Raw genomic sequence first — 16,968 nt, 5'->3', positions numbered from 1 at the left:
TCAATAGGTTACACATGAATCCTGATATTCCTCTTCAACTTCTGGGTGGCATCACGGCGCGCGAATTCCTGCGTGACTACTGGCAGAAAAAACCGCTGCTGATCCGCCAGGCGATCCCTGATTTCGAAAGCCCGATCGATCCAGACGAACTGGCCGGCCTGGCGCTGGAAGAAGAAGTTGAATCGCGCCTGGTGATCGAACATGGCGAGCGTCCTTGGGAAATGCGCCGTGGCCCGTTCGCCGAAGACGAATTCAGCAAGCTGCCGGAAACCGAGTGGACCCTGCTGGTGCAAGCGGTTGACCAGTTCGTGCCAGAAGTCAGCGAACTGCTGGAGAACTTCCGTTTCCTGCCGAGCTGGCGCGTCGACGACGTGATGATCAGCTTCGCCGCCCCGGGTGGCAGCGTTGGTCCGCATTTCGATAACTACGATGTGTTCCTGCTGCAAGGCCACGGTAAGCGCAACTGGAAGATCGGCCAGATGTGCGACTCCGAGAGCAAGCTGCTGCCGCACGCGGACCTGCGCATCCTCGCCGACTTCGAAGCCACCGACGAGTGGGTCCTGGAGCCGGGCGACATGCTCTACCTGCCGCCACGCCTGGCCCACTGCGGCGTTGCGGTGGATGACTGCATGACCTACTCGGTCGGCTTCCGCGCGCCAAGCGCCTCTGAAGTGCTGACTCACTTCACTGACTTCCTCAGCCAGTTCCTGACCGATGAAGAGCGCTACACCGATGCCGATGCCCTGCCGGCCGTCGATCCGCACCAGATTCAGCACGACGCCCTTGATCGCCTGAAAGCCTTGCTGGCCGAGCACATGAGCGACGAGCGCCTGCTACTGACCTGGTTCGGCCAGTACATGACCGAGCCGCGCTACCCGGAACTGGTGGTCGGCCCGGAAGAAGTCGAAGAAGAAGACTTCCTCGCCAGCCTGGAACAAGGCGCAGTACTGATCCGCAACCCGAGCGCGCGCATGGCCTGGTCCGAAGTCGATGACGACCTGCTGCTGTTCGCCAGCGGCCAGAGCCGTTACCTGCCGGGCAAACTGCGCGAACTGCTGAAATTGATCTGCGCCGCCGACGCCCTGCACACCGATAACCTCGGTGACTGGCTGAACGACGAAGACGGCCGCGGTCTGCTGTGCGAGCTGGTCAAGCAAGGCAGCCTGGGGTTTGCTGATGAATAAAATCCACGTTCGTGTCGCAGACTGGCAGAAGGACATCGCCGAGATCCGGCGCATTCGTGAGACGGTGTTCATTGCCGAGCAATGCGTTCCACCTGAACTGGAATGGGATGCTGATGACGCGACCGCCGTGCATTTCCTTGCTTTCGAAGGCGACTTTCCGATTGGCACCGCCCGCCTGCTGCCTGATGGGCACATCGGCCGGGTGTCAGTGCTCAAGGACTGGCGTGGCTTGAAAGTTGGCGATGCGCTGATGCAAGCGGTGATCGGTGAAGCCGAGAAGCGCGGGCTGAAGCAGCAGAAGCTGAGCGCGCAGGTGCAGGCCACGGCGTTCTATGAGCGCTTGGGTTTCAGCCTGGTCAGTGAGGAGTTCCTGGAAGCCGGGATTCCGCATGTGGACATGGTGCGGCACTCCGCCTGAGACACTGCACTGATCATTCCCACGCTCCGCGTGGGAATACCTCTCGGGACGCCCCGCCCTCTTCGGATGCCGGGGCGTTTTGCTGTCTACGATTCAACTTGCCCCACCCCGGGCCGACAAACTGGCAATATCAAGCCTTTAGAAAGCGGAGATAACGGACATGTCCCTACGCACCCTGCTCACCACGCTGCTGCTGACCTGCAGTTTTTCGGTCATGGCGGCCACCGAGATCGTGCCCCTGAATTACCGCACCGGCGCTGACATGCTGCCGGTGGCGCAGAATTTCATCGGCAAGGATGGCCAGGTCAGCGCCTATGGCAATCAGCTGATCGTCAATGCAGAACCCGACAAGATCGACGAACTTAAGACATTTCTTGCCCAACTCGACACCGCACCCAAGCGCCTGTTGATCACTGTCGACACCAACGAAAACAACTTCCAGGGCGACCAGGGTTACTCGGTAAACGGTGCCAAGCCGAGCCAGACCCGCATCATCAATCGCAGCACCGACAGCCGTGACGGCGGCATCCAGCAAGTGCAGGCAAGCGAAGGCGCACCGGCGCTGATCCAGGTCGGCCAGAGCGTGCCGCTGACCAGCACGCAGACCGACACTTACGGCCGACTGCAAAGCCAGACCGAGTATCGCAACGTCACCCAGGGGTTCTACGTCACCGCCAGCGTCACCGGCGACATCGTTCACCTGGCGATCAGTACCAATCGTGACCGCATGAGCCAGGAACGTCCCGATGTAGTGAATGTGCAAAGTACCGACACAACTGTCACGGGGCGCTTGGGCGAATGGATCACCCTGGCCGGCGTGAATCGCCAGACTCAGGCCGATAAACAAGGCGTAACCCGCAGCTACTCTACTCAGGGCCGGGATGACATGACCTTGCGGGTGAAAGTCGATACGCTGGACTAAAGCACCAAAAACTGACTGATGAGTCGTATTAGACTAAAGATGTAGTGCTTGAAAAAAAGCACTACAAAACGTTTGACGAGGCAAAAAAGCAAGGGCATGATGGCCTCGCTCCCGCTAATCAGGGGCCCTGGCAAGGGCCTTCGAGGCGCCGCTCGCATCTATCCCGCGAGACGCTTCGTGTCTGTACCGCCCACAAGGTGTGTTTGACGAGGTTGCCGACTGGAACGAAGTTGTCCCGAGGGACGGAAGCGTAATTAGGTAACCCGGCACCACTCTGATGTTCGCACCAAGGCCCACGATGCCCGAATGCGCCCGCCAGTCCGCCCTTACCTGCTCACTTCCCCTCGAGCCCATCGTTCATCCCGTCGCCATCCCCGCCGAAACCGACTTGACCGCCTAAGCTTCTGGTCAGCGAGCAGCCTTTTACGCCTCTTTGGACGTATCTGGCAGGAGCAGGAATTTTCCACCCCAGACCTATGCGACGAGGTTTATCTCCATGGCACTGACACGCGAACAGCAAATTGCAGCCCTCGAAAAAGATTGGGCTGAAAACCCACGCTGGAAAGGCGTGACACGCGCTTACTCCGCTGCTGACGTCGTCCGCCTGCGCGGCTCGGTTCAACCTGAGCACACCTTTGCAAAACTGGGCGCCGAGAAGCTGTGGAACCTGGTTACCCAGGGCGCCAAGCCGTCCTTCCGCCCTGAGAAAGATTTCGTCAACTGCATGGGCGCCCTGACCGGCGGCCAGGCTGTGCAACAAGTCAAAGCCGGTATCCAGGCGATTTACCTGTCGGGCTGGCAAGTGGCTGCGGACAACAACTCCGCCGAATCGATGTACCCGGACCAATCGCTGTACCCGGTGGACTCGGTTCCAACCGTGGTCAAGCGCATCAACAACTCGTTCCGTCGTGCTGACCAGATCCAGTGGAAAGCCGGTAAAGGTCCGGGCGACGAAGGCTACATCGACTACTTCGCGCCGATCGTGGCTGACGCCGAAGCCGGTTTCGGCGGCGTACTGAACGCTTACGAGCTGATGAAAAGCATGATCGAAGCAGGCGCCGCCGGCGTTCACTTCGAAGACCAGCTGGCTTCCGTGAAAAAATGCGGCCACATGGGCGGCAAGGTACTGGTTCCAACCCAGGAAGCCGTGCAGAAGCTGACCGCTGCTCGCCTGGCTGCTGACGTTGCCGGTACTCCGACCATCATCCTGGCCCGTACCGACGCTAACGCTGCTGACCTGCTGACGTCCGATTGCGACCCGTACGACCAGCCATTCGTGACTGGCGAACGTACTCAGGAAGGCTTCTACAAAGTGCGCGCCGGTCTCGACCAGGCCATCGCTCGCGGCCTGGCCTACGCGCCGTACGCCGACCTGATCTGGTGCGAAACCGCCAAGCCGGATCTGGACGAAGCTCGTCGCTTCGCCGAAGCGATCAAAAAGGAATACCCGGACCAACTGCTGTCGTACAACTGCTCGCCTTCCTTCAACTGGAAGAAAAACCTGGACGACGCGACCATCGCCAAGTTCCAGCGCGAACTGTCCGCCATGGGCTACAAGCACCAGTTCATCACCCTGGCCGGCATTCACAACATGTGGCACAGCATGTTCAACCTGGCGCACGACTACGCCCGCAACGACATGACTGCCTACGTGAAGCTGCAAGAGCAAGAGTTCGCTGACGCTGCCAAGGGTTACACCTTCGTGGCTCACCAGCAGGAAGTGGGCACCGGCTACTTCGACGACATGACCACCGTGATCCAGGGTGGCTCGTCTTCGGTGACCGCACTGACCGGTTCGACTGAAGAAGAACAGTTCCACTGATCTGCTTCACCTGAGCAAACGGCCGTTGCGGACCGAATAGAAAGCTAACCGCAACGTCGCACATCTGACGCCCCGACTGGTTCGGGGCGTTTTTTTTGCCTGCGATTTCTTGAACACCACGTCCCCCTGTAGCAGCTGCCGAAGGCTGCGTTCGGTTCGGGCCGCGTTCGGACGCAGCAGTCGTGAATCATGCGGTGATGTCTTTCGGGTGGATTGTACTCGCGGGATTGGCGAGGACTTCGTCCTCGAACGCAGCCTTCGGCAGCTGCTACAGGGATCGCGCGCTTGTCAGGTTCTGCGCTCAAAATCATTGATTCAAAGCAGTTTCCTGATCTGGAAAACACGGTAAAACGACCCCGCTCGCTACTTGCAGTAACGCGCATATAAGACAACTTCCCACTCACTCACCCGTTAAACAGTTTAAAAACCAACCCAAACAATATTGATTATCATTTAGCCGCAACTATGTTCGTTACATTCCTTACAAAACATAATTGGTGAAATGGCGGCTAATGCCCGACCCGCATGGCCTGCAGGGCTTTGGAGGTACGCTATGTCCTTATTCCTGTAAATAATTTCGCTATAGGAATTTTACTTGCACGGTGTTGTGCCATAAAATCACCGCGATTGATTGCTGCGACATATCGTCACTGCTTTGTTTCTTTTCAAGCTCAGAGACCTTTGCTCTCTGTTAAGGATTACCAGCATGCCCGAAGCGACAGGACTCATGGCCCACAACTGGGGCTTTGCCATTTTCCTTCTGGGCGTTGTCGGCCTTTGCGCCTTCATGCTCGGCGTCTCCAGCCTCCTCGGGTCAAAAGCCTGGGGCCGCAGCAAAAACGAACCGTTCGAGTCCGGCATGCTACCTACAGGTGGCGCCCGCTTGCGGCTCTCAGCCAAATTCTATCTGGTCGCGATGCTCTTCGTGATCTTCGATATCGAAGCCCTCTTTCTCTTTGCCTGGTCTGTGTCCGTCCGCGAAAGCGGCTGGACCGGATTCGTCGAAGCTCTCGTTTTCATAGCAATTCTGTTGGCAGGTCTTGTCTACCTGTTCCGAGTGGGCGCCCTTGACTGGGCTCCAGAAGCTCGTCGCAAGCGGCAGGCGAAGCTGAAACAATGAGGCTTTGGCAATGCAATACAATCTCACCAGGATCGACCCCGATGCTCCTAACGAGCAGTATCCGATTGGCGAGCGGGAAACCGTTTCCGATCCGTTAGAAGATCAAGTCCACAAAAACATCTTCATGGGCAAGCTCGAAGACGTGCTTAACGGCACGATCAACTGGGGGCGCAAGAACTCCCTGTGGCCGTATAACTTCGGTCTTTCGTGCTGCTACGTGGAAATGACCACCGCCTTCACGGCGCCCCACGACATCGCGCGCTTTGGCGCCGAGGTTATCCGGGCATCGCCGCGTCAGGCGGACTTCATGGTTATCGCCGGTACCTGCTTCATCAAGATGGCGCCGATCATTCAGCGTCTCTACGAGCAAATGCTCGAACCGAAATGGGTTATCTCCATGGGTTCGTGCGCCAACTCCGGTGGCATGTACGACATCTACTCCGTCGTTCAAGGGGTGGACAAGTTCCTGCCCGTGGACGTCTACGTGCCTGGCTGCCCGCCCCGTCCTGAAGCTTTCCTGCAAGGCTTGATGCTCTTGCAAGAGTCGATTGGACAGGAGCGTCGTCCGCTTTCCTGGGTCGTCGGCGATCAAGGCGTTTATCGCGCCGAGATGCCTTCGCAAAAGGAACAGCGCCGCGAACAGCGAATCGCAGTCACCAACCTGCGCAGCCCCGACGAAGTCTGATCCAGCTCTGCTTCTTTTATAGAACGAGACACTGGCTTCATTCTTTACGTTGACCGAAAGCGATAAATAACCATGACTACAGGCAGTGCTCTGTACATCCCGCCTTATAAGGCAGACGACCAGGATGTGGTCGTCGAACTGAACAACCGTTTTGGCCCCGAGGCGTTCACCGCTCAGCCTACCCGCACCGGCATGCCGGTGCTTTGGGTTGCCCGCGCCAAACTCGTCGAAGTCCTGACCTTCCTGCGCAACCTGCCCAAGCCGTACGTCATGCTCTATGACCTGCACGGCGTGGACGAGCGACTGCGCACCAAGCGTCAAGGGCTGCCAAGCGGCGCCGACTTCACTGTGTTCTATCACTTGATGTCGATCGAACGTAATAGTGACGTAATGATCAAGGTCGCCTTGTCCGAGAGCGACCTCAGCCTGCCGACCGTCACCAGCATCTGGCCGAACGCCAACTGGTACGAGCGGGAAGTCTGGGACATGTACGGCATCGACTTCAAAGGTCACCCGCACCTGACCCGCATCATGATGCCGCCGACCTGGGAAGGTCACCCGCTGCGCAAGGACTTCCCGGCCCGGGCCACCGAGTTCGACCCGTTCACCCTGAACCTGGCCAAGCAACAGCTTGAGGAAGAAGCCGCGCGCTTCAAGCCTGAAGACTGGGGCATGAAGCGTTCCGGGGCGAACGAGGACTACATGTTCCTCAACCTCGGCCCGAACCACCCTTCCGCGCACGGCGCGTTCCGCATCATCCTGCAGCTGGACGGTGAAGAGATCGTCGATTGCGTGCCGGACGTTGGCTACCACCACCGTGGTGCCGAGAAGATGGCCGAGCGTCAGTCCTGGCACAGCTTCATCCCGTACACCGACCGTATCGACTACCTCGGCGGCGTGATGAACAACCTGCCGTACGTGCTCTCGGTCGAGAAACTGGCCGGCATCAAGGTGCCCGAGAAGGTCGACGTCATCCGCATCATGATGGCCGAATTCTTCCGGATCACCAGCCACCTGCTGTTCCTGGGGACGTACATCCAGGACGTCGGCGCGATGACTCCGGTGTTCTTCACCTTCACCGACCGCCAGAAGGCGTACACGGTGATCGAAGCCATCACCGGTTTCCGTCTGCACCCGGCCTGGTACCGCATCGGTGGCGTCGCCCACGACCTGCCGCGCGGCTGGGAAAAACTGGTTAAAGACTTCGTCGAGTGGATGCCAAAGCGTCTGGACGAATACCAGAAAGCCGCGCTGGACAACAGCATCCTCAAGGGCCGGACCATCGGCGTTGCCGCCTACAACACCAAAGAGGCCCTGGAATGGGGCGTCACCGGTGCCGGCCTGCGTTCGACCGGTTGCGACTTCGACCTGCGTAAAGCGCGTCCGTACTCCGGCTACGAGAACTTCGAATTCGAAGTGCCGCTGGCGGCCAATGGCGATGCCTACGACCGTTGCATCGTGCGCGTCGAAGAAATGCGCCAGAGCCTGAAGATCATCGAGCAGTGCATGCGCAACATGCCGGAAGGCCCGTACAAGGCGGATCACCCGCTGACCACGCCGCCGCCGAAAGAACGCACGCTGCAGCACATCGAGACCTTGATCACGCACTTCCTGCAAGTTTCGTGGGGCCCGGTCATGCCGGCCAACGAATCCTTCCAGATGATCGAAGCGACCAAGGGCATCAACAGTTATTACCTGACGAGCGATGGCGGCACCATGAGCTACCGCACCCGGATTCGTACCCCAAGCTTCCCGCACTTGCAGCAGATCCCTTCGGTGATCAAAGGCAGCATGGTCGCGGACTTGATCGCGTACCTGGGTAGTATCGATTTCGTTATGGCCGACGTGGACCGCTAAGCATGAACAGCACGCTTATCCAGACAGACCGTTTCACCTTGAGTGAAACCGAGCGCTCGGCCATCGAGCACGAGCTGCATCACTACGAAGACCCGCGCGCGGCGTCGATCGAAGCCCTGAAGATCGTTCAGAAGGAACGTGGCTGGGTGCCTGACGGCGCGCTCTACGCCATCGGCGAGATCCTCGGCATCCCGGCCAGCGACGTTGAAGGGGTGGCGACGTTCTATAGCCAGATCTTCCGTCAGCCGGTCGGCCGCCACATCATTCGCGTCTGCGACAGCATGGTCTGCTACATCGGCGGCCACGAGTCGGTGGTCAGCGAAATCCAGAGCAAGCTCGGCATCGGCCTGGGTCAAACCACCGCCGACGGTCGTTTCACCCTGCTGCCGGTCTGCTGCCTCGGCAACTGCGACAAGGCGCCGGCGTTGATGATCGACGACGACACTTTCGGTGATGTGCAGCCTGCTGGCGTCGCCAACTTGCTCGAGGGCTACGTATGACCCTGACTTCCTTCGGTCCTGCCAACCGCATCAAGCGTTCGGCCGAGACTCACCCGCTGACCTGGCGCCTGCGTGACGACGGCGAGGCCGTGTGGCTCGACGAGTACCAGGCCAAGAACGGTTACGCGGCGGCGCGCAAAGCCTTCGCCGACATGGCCCAGGACGACATCGTCCAGACCGTGAAAGACGCCGGCCTGAAAGGTCGCGGCGGTGCAGGCTTCCCCACTGGCGTGAAGTGGGGCCTGATGCCGAAAGACGAATCCATCAACATCCGCTACCTGCTGTGCAACGCGGACGAGATGGAACCGAACACCTGGAAAGACCGCATGCTGATGGAGCAACTGCCCCATCTGCTGATCGAAGGCATGCTGATCAGTGCCCGCGCGCTGAAAACCTACCGTGGCTACATCTTCCTGCGTGGCGAATACACCACCGCCGCCAAGCACCTGAACCGTGCCGTGGAAGAAGCCAAGGCAGCCGGCCTGCTGGGCAAGAATATTCTGGGCAGCGGCTTCGATTTCGAGCTGTTCGTCCACACCGGCGCCGGGCGTTACATCTGCGGTGAAGAAACCGCACTGATCAACTCCCTCGAAGGCCGCCGCGCCAACCCGCGCTCCAAGCCGCCCTTCCCTGCCGCCGTTGGCGTGTGGGGCAAGCCGACTTGCGTGAACAACGTTGAAACCCTGTGCAACGTGCCGGCGATCATTGCCGACGGCGTGGACTGGTACAAATCGTTGGCTCGCGAAGGCAGTGAAGACATGGGCACCAAGCTCATGGGCTTCTCCGGCAAGGTCAAGAACCCGGGCCTGTGGGAATTGCCGTTCGGCATCACCGGTCGCGAGTTGTTCGAAGACTACGCCGGCGGCATGCGCGACGGCTTCACGCTCAAGGCCTGGCAGCCAGGCGGCGCCGGTACCGGTTTCCTGTTGCCGGAACACCTGGATGCACAAATGTACGCCGGCGGCATCGCCAAGGTGGGAACCCGGATGGGTACCGGCCTGGCCATGGCGGTGGACGACAGCGTCAACATGGTGTCCCTGCTGCGCAACATGGAAGAGTTCTTCTCCCGCGAGTCGTGCGGCTTCTGCACCCCGTGCCGTGACGGTTTGCCGTGGAGCGTCAAGCTACTGCGTGCAATCGAGAACGGTGAAGGGCAAGCCGGCGATATCGAGACCCTGCTGGGTCTGGTCGGTTTCCTCGGCCCTGGCAAGACCTTCTGTGCTCACGCACCGGGCGCCGTGGAGCCATTGGGCAGCGCAATCAAATACTTCCGTCCAGAGTTCGAAGCCGGCATAGCGCCTGTCAGCGCCGCCGTCCCGCCTCTGGCAAGGCCGATCGTAGTCGGCGCGTAAACGCTTAAAAAGGCGAAGGGTCCGTGCCCTTCGCCTTCTCGTGTGATGACGCCTTCATCGGCTGTGTTGATTCACGCGAATAACAAGATTCCATTAGCCACGCCCGCTGACACCGGGCCAACGAAGAACTTTGAACCATGGCCACTATCCACGTAGACGGCAAAGAGCTCGAAGTCGATGGGGCAGACAACCTGTTACAGGCATGTCTGTCGCTAGGCCTCGATATCCCTTATTTCTGCTGGCACCCCGCCCTTGGCAGCGTTGGCGCTTGCCGCCAGTGCGCGGTCAAGCAGTACACCGACGCCAACGACACCCGTGGTCGGATCGTCATGTCCTGCATGACCCCCGCCACCGACGGCAGCTGGATCTCCATCGAAGACGAAGAGGCGAAAGTGTTTCGCGCCAGCGTCGTCGAATGGCTGATGACCAACCACCCTCACGACTGCCCGGTCTGTGAAGAAGGCGGTCATTGCCACCTGCAAGACATGACGGTAATGACCGGCCACAACGAGCGCCGTTACCGCTTCACCAAGCGTACTCACCAGAACCAGGATCTCGGCCCGTTCATCGGTCACGAGATGAACCGCTGCATCGCCTGCTACCGCTGCGTGCGCTTCTATAAGGACTACGCCGGCGGCACCGACCTCGGTGTGTTCGGCGCCCACGACAACGTGTACTTCGGTCGCGTTGAAGACGGCACCCTGGAAAGCGAGTTCTCCGGCAACCTCACCGAGGTCTGCCCGACCGGTGTGTTCACCGACAAGACTCACTCCGAGCGCTACAACCGCAAGTGGGACATGCAGTTCTCGCCGAGCATCTGCCATGGCTGCTCCAGCGGCTGCAACATCTCCCCGGGCGAACGCTACGGTGAACTGCGTCGGATCGAAAACCGCTTCAACGGTTCGGTCAACCAGTACTTCCTGTGCGACCGCGGCCGTTTCGGCTACGGCTACGTCAACCGCGAAGACCGCCCGCGTCAGCCATTGCTGGCCAATGGTGCCAAGCTGACCCTCGACGAAGCGCTGGATAAAGCCGCCGACCTGCTGCGCGGTCGCAACATCGTCGGTATCGGTTCGCCCCGCGCCAGTCTCGAAAGCAACTTCGCGTTGCGCGAACTGGTCGGTGCCGAGCACTTCTACTCCGGTATCGAAGCCGCCGAGCTGGAGCGCATTCGTCTGGTCATGCAAGTTCTGAAAGACAGCCCGCTGCCGATCCCGAACATGCGCGACATCGAAAACCACGACGCGATCTTCGTCCTCGGTGAAGACCTGACCCAGACCGCTGCGCGCATGGCCCTGTCCCTGCGTCAATCGGTCAAAGGCAAAGCCGAAGACATGGCCGACGCCATGCGCGTTCAGCCGTGGCTCGACGCCGCCGTGAAGAACATCGGTCAGAAAGAACTGAACCCGCTGTTCATCGCCAGCCTGGCTGAAACCAAGCTCGACGACATCGCTGAAGAATGCGTACACGCCGCTCCAGACGACCTGGCCCGCATCGGTTTCGCCGTGGCTCACGCCCTCGACGCCAGCGCTCCAGCGGTTGAAGGCCTCGATACTGAAGCCCTCGACCTGGCCAAGCGCATTGCCGACGCCCTGCTCGCTGCCAAGCGTCCGCTGATCATCGCCGGTACTTCCCTGGGCTCCAAAGCCTTGATCGAAGCCGCGGCGAACATCGCCAAGGCCCTGAAGCTGCGCGAGAAGAACGGTTCCATCAGCCTGATCGTGCCAGAGGCCAACAGCCTTGGCCTGGCCATGCTCGGTGGCAACTCGGTCGACGACGCGCTGCAAGCGGTAATCGACGGTAAGGCCGACGCCATCGTCGTGCTGGAAAACGATCTGTACACCCGCACCGACAAAGCCAAGGTCGATGCTGCCCTGAACGCCGCGAAAGTGGTGATCGTGGCGGACCATCAGAAGACTGCTACCAGCGATCGCGCGCACCTGGTTCTGCCAGCCGCCAGCTTCGCGGAAGGCGACGGTACGCTGGTCAGCCAGGAAGGCCGCGCCCAGCGCTTCTTCCAGGTGTTCGACCCGAAATACATGGACGCGAGCATCCTGGTTCACGAAGGCTGGCGCTGGCTGCATGCCCTGCGCGCAACCTTGTTGAACCAGCCAATCGACTGGACCCAACTGGACCACGTCACCGCTGCCGTCGCTTCGAGCACGCCGCAACTGGCGCGCATCGTTGATGCCGCACCGTCCGCCGCGTTCCGCATCAAGGGCATGAAGCTGGCCCGCGAACCGCTGCGTTACTCCGGTCGTACCGCCATGCGCGCTGACATCAGCGTCCATGAACCGCGTACCCCGCAAGACAACGACACCGCGTTCAACTTCTCGATGGAAGGTTACTCGGGCTCGGTCGAACCGCGTCAGCAAGTGCCATTCGCCTGGTCCCCGGGCTGGAACTCGCCGCAAGCCTGGAACAAGTTTCAGGACGAAGTCGGTGGTCACATCCGCGCTGGCGACCCAGGCACCCGCCTGATCGAAAGCACCGGTGACTCGCTGAACTGGTTCGCCAGTGTTCCGCGCGCGTTCAACCCGGCTCCAGGCACCTGGCAAGTCGTGCCGTTCTTCCACCTGCTCGGCAGCGAAGAAAACTCTTCGAAAGCCGCACCGGTTCAGGAACGCATCCCGGCCGCCTACGTCGCTCTGGCCAAATCCGAAGCCGATCGTCTTGGCGTCAACGACGGTGCCCTGCTCAGCGTGAACGTGGATGGCCAGACCCTGCGTCTGCCGCTGCGTATCAATGAAGAGCTGGGCGCTGGCCTGGTGGCATTGCCTGCGGGTATCGCCGGCATTCCAGCGGCGATCTTTGGCAAAACCGTTGACGGACTGCAGGAGGCAGCTCAATGACCTGGTTCACTCCTGAAGTGATTGACGTGATCATCGCGGTCCTCAAGGCCATCGTGATTCTGCTCGCCGTAGTGGTGTGCGGCGCGCTGCTGAGCTGGGTCGAGCGTCGTCTGCTCGCCCTCTGGCAGGACCGTTACGGTCCGAACCGCGTCGGCCCGTTCGGTGCGTTCCAGATCGCGGCCGACATGATCAAGATGTTCTTCAAGGAAGACTGGACCCCGCCGTTCGCCGACAAGATGATCTTCACCCTGGCACCAGTAGTCGCCATGAGCGCCCTGCTGATTGCCTTCGCGATCATCCCGATCACCCCAACGTGGGGCGTGGCGGACATCAACATCGGCATTCTGTTCTTCTTCGCCATGGCCGGTCTGTCGGTCTACGCGGTGTTGTTCGCCGGCTGGTCGAGTAACAACAAGTTCGCCCTGCTGGGCAGCTTGCGGGCCTCGGCACAAACCGTGTCGTACGAAGTGTTCATGGGCCTGTCACTGATGGGCATCGTGATCCAGGTCGGCTCGTTCAACATGCGCGACATCGTTGAATATCAAGCGCAGAACCTGTGGTTCATCATTCCGCAGATCTTCGGTTTCCTGACCTTCTTCATCGCTGGCGTCGCCGTGACTCACCGTCACCCGTTCGACCAGCCGGAAGCGGAACAGGAACTGGCCGACGGTTACCACATTGAATACGCCGGCATGAAATGGGGCATGTTCTTCGTCGGTGAGTACATCGGCATCGTGTTGATTTCGGCGCTGCTGGTGACCCTGTTCTTCGGTGGCTGGCACGGTCCGTTCGGCATTCTGCCGCAGATCCCGTTCATCTGGTTCGCGCTGAAAACCGCGTTCTTCATCATGATCTTCATCCTGTTGCGCGCCTCGATTCCGCGCCCACGGTATGACCAAGTGATGGATTTCAGCTGGAAGTTCTGCCTGCCGCTGACCCTCGTCAACATGCTGGTGACCGCTGCGATCGTGTTGCTCAACACGCCCGCCGTCGCGGCTCAGTGAGGATAGAGAATCATGAAGTACATATTTGACATCGTGCATGGCTTCTTCACCCAGCTTCGCAGCCTGGTGATGATCTTCGGCCATGCCTTCCGCAAGCGCGACACGCTGCAGTACCCGGAAGAAGCCGTGTACCTGCCGCCGCGCTACCGTGGCCGTATCGTCCTGACCCGCGACCCTGATGGCGAAGAGCGTTGTGTAGCCTGCAACCTGTGCGCCGTGGCATGCCCAGTCGGTTGCATCTCGCTGCAGAAAGCCGAAACCGAAGACGGTCGCTGGTACCCGGACTTCTTCCGCATCAACTTCTCGCGCTGCATCTTTTGCGGCCTCTGCGAGGAAGCCTGCCCGACCACCGCGATCCAGCTGACACCGGATTTCGAGATGGCCGAGTTCAAACGTCAGGACCTGGTTTACGAGAAAGAAGATCTGCTGATCTCCGGCCCCGGCAAAAACCCTGATTACAACTTCTATCGTGTTGCAGGTATGGCGATTGCCGGGAAGCCGAAAGGCGCCGCGCAGAATGAAGCCGAACCGATCAACGTGAAGAGCTTGCTGCCTTAAGGAAGAAAGATGGAATTCGCTTTCTATTTCGCATCGGGTATCGCGGTTGTGGCCACGCTTCGCGTGATCACCAACACCAACCCTGTGCACGCCCTGCTCTACCTGATCATTTCGCTGATTGCCGTGGCGATGACCTTTTTCGCCCTCGGCGCACCGTTCGCCGGTGTGCTGGAAGTGATCGCCTATGCTGGCGCCATCATGGTGCTGTTCGTGTTCGTGGTGATGATGCTCAACCTTGGCCCGGCCTCGGTTCAGCAAGAGCGCGTCTGGCTCAAGCCCGGCATCTGGCTCGGCCCGGTGGTTCTCGGCGCCCTGCTGCTGGCTGAACTGCTGTACGTCCTGTTCAGCCATTCCAGCGGCCAGGCCGTCGGCCACACCACCGTAGATGCAAAAGCCGTGGGCATCAGCCTGTTCGGTCCGTATCTGCTGGTGGTCGAACTCGCCTCGATGTTGCTGCTCGCCGCAGCCGTCACGGCGTTCCATCTCGGCCGTAACGAGGCGAAGGAGTAAGTCATGCCTGCTATCCCAATGGAACATGGCCTGGCGGTTGCCGGCATCCTGTTCTGCCTCGGTCTGGTCGGCCTGATGGTCCGCCGCAACATTCTCTTCGTGCTGATGAGCCTGGAGGTCATGATGAATGCCTCCGCGTTGGCGTTCATCGTCGCCGGTAGCCGCTGGGGCCAGCCGGATGGACAGATCATGTTCATCCTGGTGATCAGCCTGGCAGCCGCCGAGGCCAGTATTGGCCTGGCGATTCTGTTGCAGCTGTATCGCCGCTTCCACACTCTCGATATCGACGCTGCCAGCGAGATGCGCGGATGAATCTTCTCTATCTGACTTTCGTATTCCCTCTCATAGGTTTCCTGCTGCTGTCGTTCTCACGCGGCCGCTTCTCGGAAAACCTGTCGGCGCTGATTGGCGTCGGTTCCATCGGCCTGTCGGCGATCGTCGCCGCTTATGTGATCTGGCAATTCAACGTCGCCCCGCCGGAAGGCGGTCACTACACGCAAGTGTTGTGGCAGTGGATGGCCGTTGAAGGCTTCACGCCTAACTTCGCCCTGTACCTGGATGGCCTGTCGGTCACCATGCTCGGTGTGGTGGTCGGCGTCGGCTTCCTGATCCACTTGTTCGCGTCCTGGTACATGCGCGGTGAAGACGGTTACTCGCGCTTCTTCGCCTACACCAACCTGTTTATCGCCAGCATGCTGTTCCTGATCCTGGGCGATAACCTGTTGTTCCTGTACTTCGGCTGGGAAGGCGTGGGCCTGTGCTCGTACCTGTTGATCGGTTTCTACTACAGCAACCGCAACAACGGTAACGCGGCACTCAAAGCCTTTATCGTGACCCGGATCGGCGACGTGTTCATGGCCATCGGCCTGTTCATCCTGTTCCAACAGTTGGGCACGCTGAACGTCCAGGAACTGTTGGTGCTGGCACCGCAGAAGTTCCAGGTCGGCGACTTCTGGATCGTCCTGGCGACCCTGATGCTGCTGGGCGGCGCTGTCGGTAAATCCGCGCAACTGCCGCTGCAAACCTGGCTGGCGGATGCGATGGCCGGTCCTACCCCGGTTTCGGCACTGATCCACGCCGCGACCATGGTGACCGCAGGTGTTTACCTGATCGCTCGTACTCACGGCTTGTTCGCCCTGGCGCCGGATATCCTGCACCTGGTCGGCGTCGTCGGCGGTGTGACGCTGGTTCTGGCGGGTTTCGCGGCACTGGTACAAACCGACATCAAACGTATCCTCGCCTACTCGACCATGAGCCAGATCGGCTACATGTTCCTGGCCCTGGGCGTTGGTGCATGGGATGGCGCGATTTTCCACCTGATGACCCACGCCTTCTTCAAGGCGCTGCTGTTCCTTGCCTCCGGTGCGGTGATCGTTGCCTGCCACCACGAGCAGAACATCTTCAAGATGGGCGGCCTGTGGAAGAAACTGCCGCTGGCCTACACCAGCTTCATCGTCGGCGGCGCGGCACTGTCGGCCCTGCCACTGGTGACCGCAGGCTTCTACTCCAAGGACGAAATCCTCTGGGAAGCGTTCGCCAGCGGCAACCACGGTCTGTTGTACGCAGGTCTGGTCGGCGCGTTCATGACTTCGCTGTACACCTTCCGCCTGATCTTCATCGCGTTCCACGGTGAAGCGAAGACCGAAGCCCACGCCGGTCACGGCATCGCTCACTGGCTGCCACTGTCGGTGCTGATCGTGTTGTCGACTTTCGTCGGCGCGATGATCGTGCCACCGCTGCACGGCGTGTTGCCAGAGAGCGTCGGCCATGCCGGCGGCGAAGCCAAGCACAGTCTGGAAATCGCTTCGGGCGCCATTGCCCTGGCCGGTATCCTGCTGGCCGCGCTGCTGTTCCTCGGCAAGCGTCGTTTCGTCACTGCAATCGCCAACAGCGGCATCGGCCGCTTCCTTTCGGCCTGGTGGTTCGCTGCCTGGGGCTTCGACTGGATCTACGACAAACTGTTCGTCAAGCCATACCTTGCGATCAGCCACGCACTGCGCAAAGACCCGCTCGATCAGACCATCGGTTTGATCCCGCGTATGGCCAAAGGCGGCCACACCGCCCTGAGCCGTACCGAAACCGGTCAACTGCGTTGGTACGCGGCCTCGATGGCAGCCGGCTCCGTGCTGGTCATCGGCGCCATCGTGCTGGTAGCGGTCTGAATATGAACCTTGCGAACTTGCG

General features: G+C 60.2%; 15 protein-coding genes. All 15 read left to right on the top strand.

The window, feature by feature from the left end:
- Positions 1-14 precede the first annotated feature (14 nt).
- The 15 genes from HKK53_RS31790 to nuoL all read left to right on the top strand — a co-directional run bounded on the left by HKK53_RS31790 (position 15) and on the right by nuoL (position 16,946).
- Positions 15-1,184 carry a ribosomal protein uL16 3-hydroxylase gene (locus HKK53_RS31790; protein WP_095128996.1) on the top strand — a complete coding sequence of 390 codons (1,170 nt, stop codon included), beginning with the start codon at positions 15-17 and terminating at the stop codon, positions 1,182-1,184.
- On the top strand, positions 1,177-1,602 hold the full coding sequence (locus HKK53_RS31785; RefSeq protein ID WP_169374031.1) for a GNAT family N-acetyltransferase: 426 nt from the start codon (positions 1,177-1,179) through the stop codon (positions 1,600-1,602). The genes HKK53_RS31790 and HKK53_RS31785 overlap by 8 nt, the downstream gene beginning before the upstream one ends.
- Before the next feature lie 160 nt (positions 1,603-1,762).
- Positions 1,763-2,524: a secretin N-terminal domain-containing protein gene (locus tag HKK53_RS31780; protein ID WP_169374030.1), complete on the top strand. Its 762-nt coding sequence runs from the start codon at positions 1,763-1,765 to the stop codon at positions 2,522-2,524.
- 496 nt (positions 2,525-3,020) lie between these two features.
- Complete coding sequence (gene aceA, locus HKK53_RS31775; RefSeq protein ID WP_008032724.1) at positions 3,021-4,346, top strand: isocitrate lyase; 1,326 nt, start codon at positions 3,021-3,023, stop codon at positions 4,344-4,346.
- Between the two features lie 706 nt (positions 4,347-5,052).
- Positions 5,053-5,466 (top strand): NADH-quinone oxidoreductase subunit A, encoded by a 414-nt coding sequence (locus HKK53_RS31770; protein ID WP_003223812.1) that lies wholly within the window; start codon positions 5,053-5,055, stop codon positions 5,464-5,466.
- Between the two features lie 10 nt (positions 5,467-5,476).
- On the top strand, positions 5,477-6,151 hold the full coding sequence (locus tag HKK53_RS31765) for a NuoB/complex I 20 kDa subunit family protein (protein ID WP_008146035.1): 675 nt from the start codon (positions 5,477-5,479) through the stop codon (positions 6,149-6,151).
- Between the two features lie 72 nt (positions 6,152-6,223).
- Complete coding sequence (gene nuoC / locus HKK53_RS31760; protein ID WP_054053672.1) at positions 6,224-8,008, top strand: NADH-quinone oxidoreductase subunit C/D; 1,785 nt, start codon at positions 6,224-6,226, stop codon at positions 8,006-8,008.
- Positions 8,009-8,010: 2 nt separating this feature from the next.
- Positions 8,011-8,508: an NADH-quinone oxidoreductase subunit NuoE gene (gene nuoE, locus HKK53_RS31755; RefSeq protein ID WP_046037843.1), complete on the top strand. Its 498-nt coding sequence runs from the start codon at positions 8,011-8,013 to the stop codon at positions 8,506-8,508.
- On the top strand, positions 8,505-9,860 hold the full coding sequence (nuoF, locus tag HKK53_RS31750) for an NADH-quinone oxidoreductase subunit NuoF (protein WP_169374029.1): 1,356 nt from the start codon (positions 8,505-8,507) through the stop codon (positions 9,858-9,860). Before nuoE ends, nuoF begins: the two co-directional genes overlap by 4 nt.
- Before the next feature lie 137 nt (positions 9,861-9,997).
- Complete coding sequence (gene nuoG / locus HKK53_RS31745) at positions 9,998-12,712, top strand: NADH-quinone oxidoreductase subunit NuoG (protein ID WP_169374028.1); 2,715 nt, start codon at positions 9,998-10,000, stop codon at positions 12,710-12,712.
- On the top strand, positions 12,709-13,716 hold the full coding sequence (gene nuoH / locus HKK53_RS31740; RefSeq protein ID WP_028623953.1) for an NADH-quinone oxidoreductase subunit NuoH: 1,008 nt from the start codon (positions 12,709-12,711) through the stop codon (positions 13,714-13,716). The genes nuoG and nuoH overlap by 4 nt, the downstream gene beginning before the upstream one ends.
- A gap of 12 nt (positions 13,717-13,728) precedes the next feature.
- Positions 13,729-14,274: an NADH-quinone oxidoreductase subunit NuoI gene (nuoI, locus tag HKK53_RS31735; protein WP_177331423.1), complete on the top strand. Its 546-nt coding sequence runs from the start codon at positions 13,729-13,731 to the stop codon at positions 14,272-14,274.
- Between the two features lie 9 nt (positions 14,275-14,283).
- The gene (gene nuoJ / locus HKK53_RS31730) at positions 14,284-14,784 is read left to right on the top strand and encodes an NADH-quinone oxidoreductase subunit J (protein WP_169374027.1); all 501 of its coding nucleotides are present in this window, start codon (positions 14,284-14,286) and stop codon (positions 14,782-14,784) included.
- Positions 14,785-14,787: 3 nt separating this feature from the next.
- Positions 14,788-15,096 (top strand): NADH-quinone oxidoreductase subunit NuoK, encoded by a 309-nt coding sequence (nuoK, locus tag HKK53_RS31725; protein ID WP_133838688.1) that lies wholly within the window; start codon positions 14,788-14,790, stop codon positions 15,094-15,096.
- Positions 15,093-16,946, top strand: coding sequence for an NADH-quinone oxidoreductase subunit L (gene nuoL / locus HKK53_RS31720; protein ID WP_149659923.1), 1,854 nt, complete (start codon positions 15,093-15,095; stop codon positions 16,944-16,946). Before nuoK ends, nuoL begins: the two co-directional genes overlap by 4 nt.
- The last annotated feature ends 22 nt before the right edge of the window (positions 16,947-16,968 follow it).

Origin of the sequence: Pseudomonas sp. ADAK7, assembly GCF_012935675.1 — a bacterium.
In the GTDB taxonomy this organism is placed as follows: domain Bacteria; phylum Pseudomonadota; class Gammaproteobacteria; order Pseudomonadales; family Pseudomonadaceae; genus Aquipseudomonas.
The sequence above is the reverse complement of the archived record's forward strand: the minus strand, read 5'-3'. Positions and strand labels throughout refer to the sequence as shown.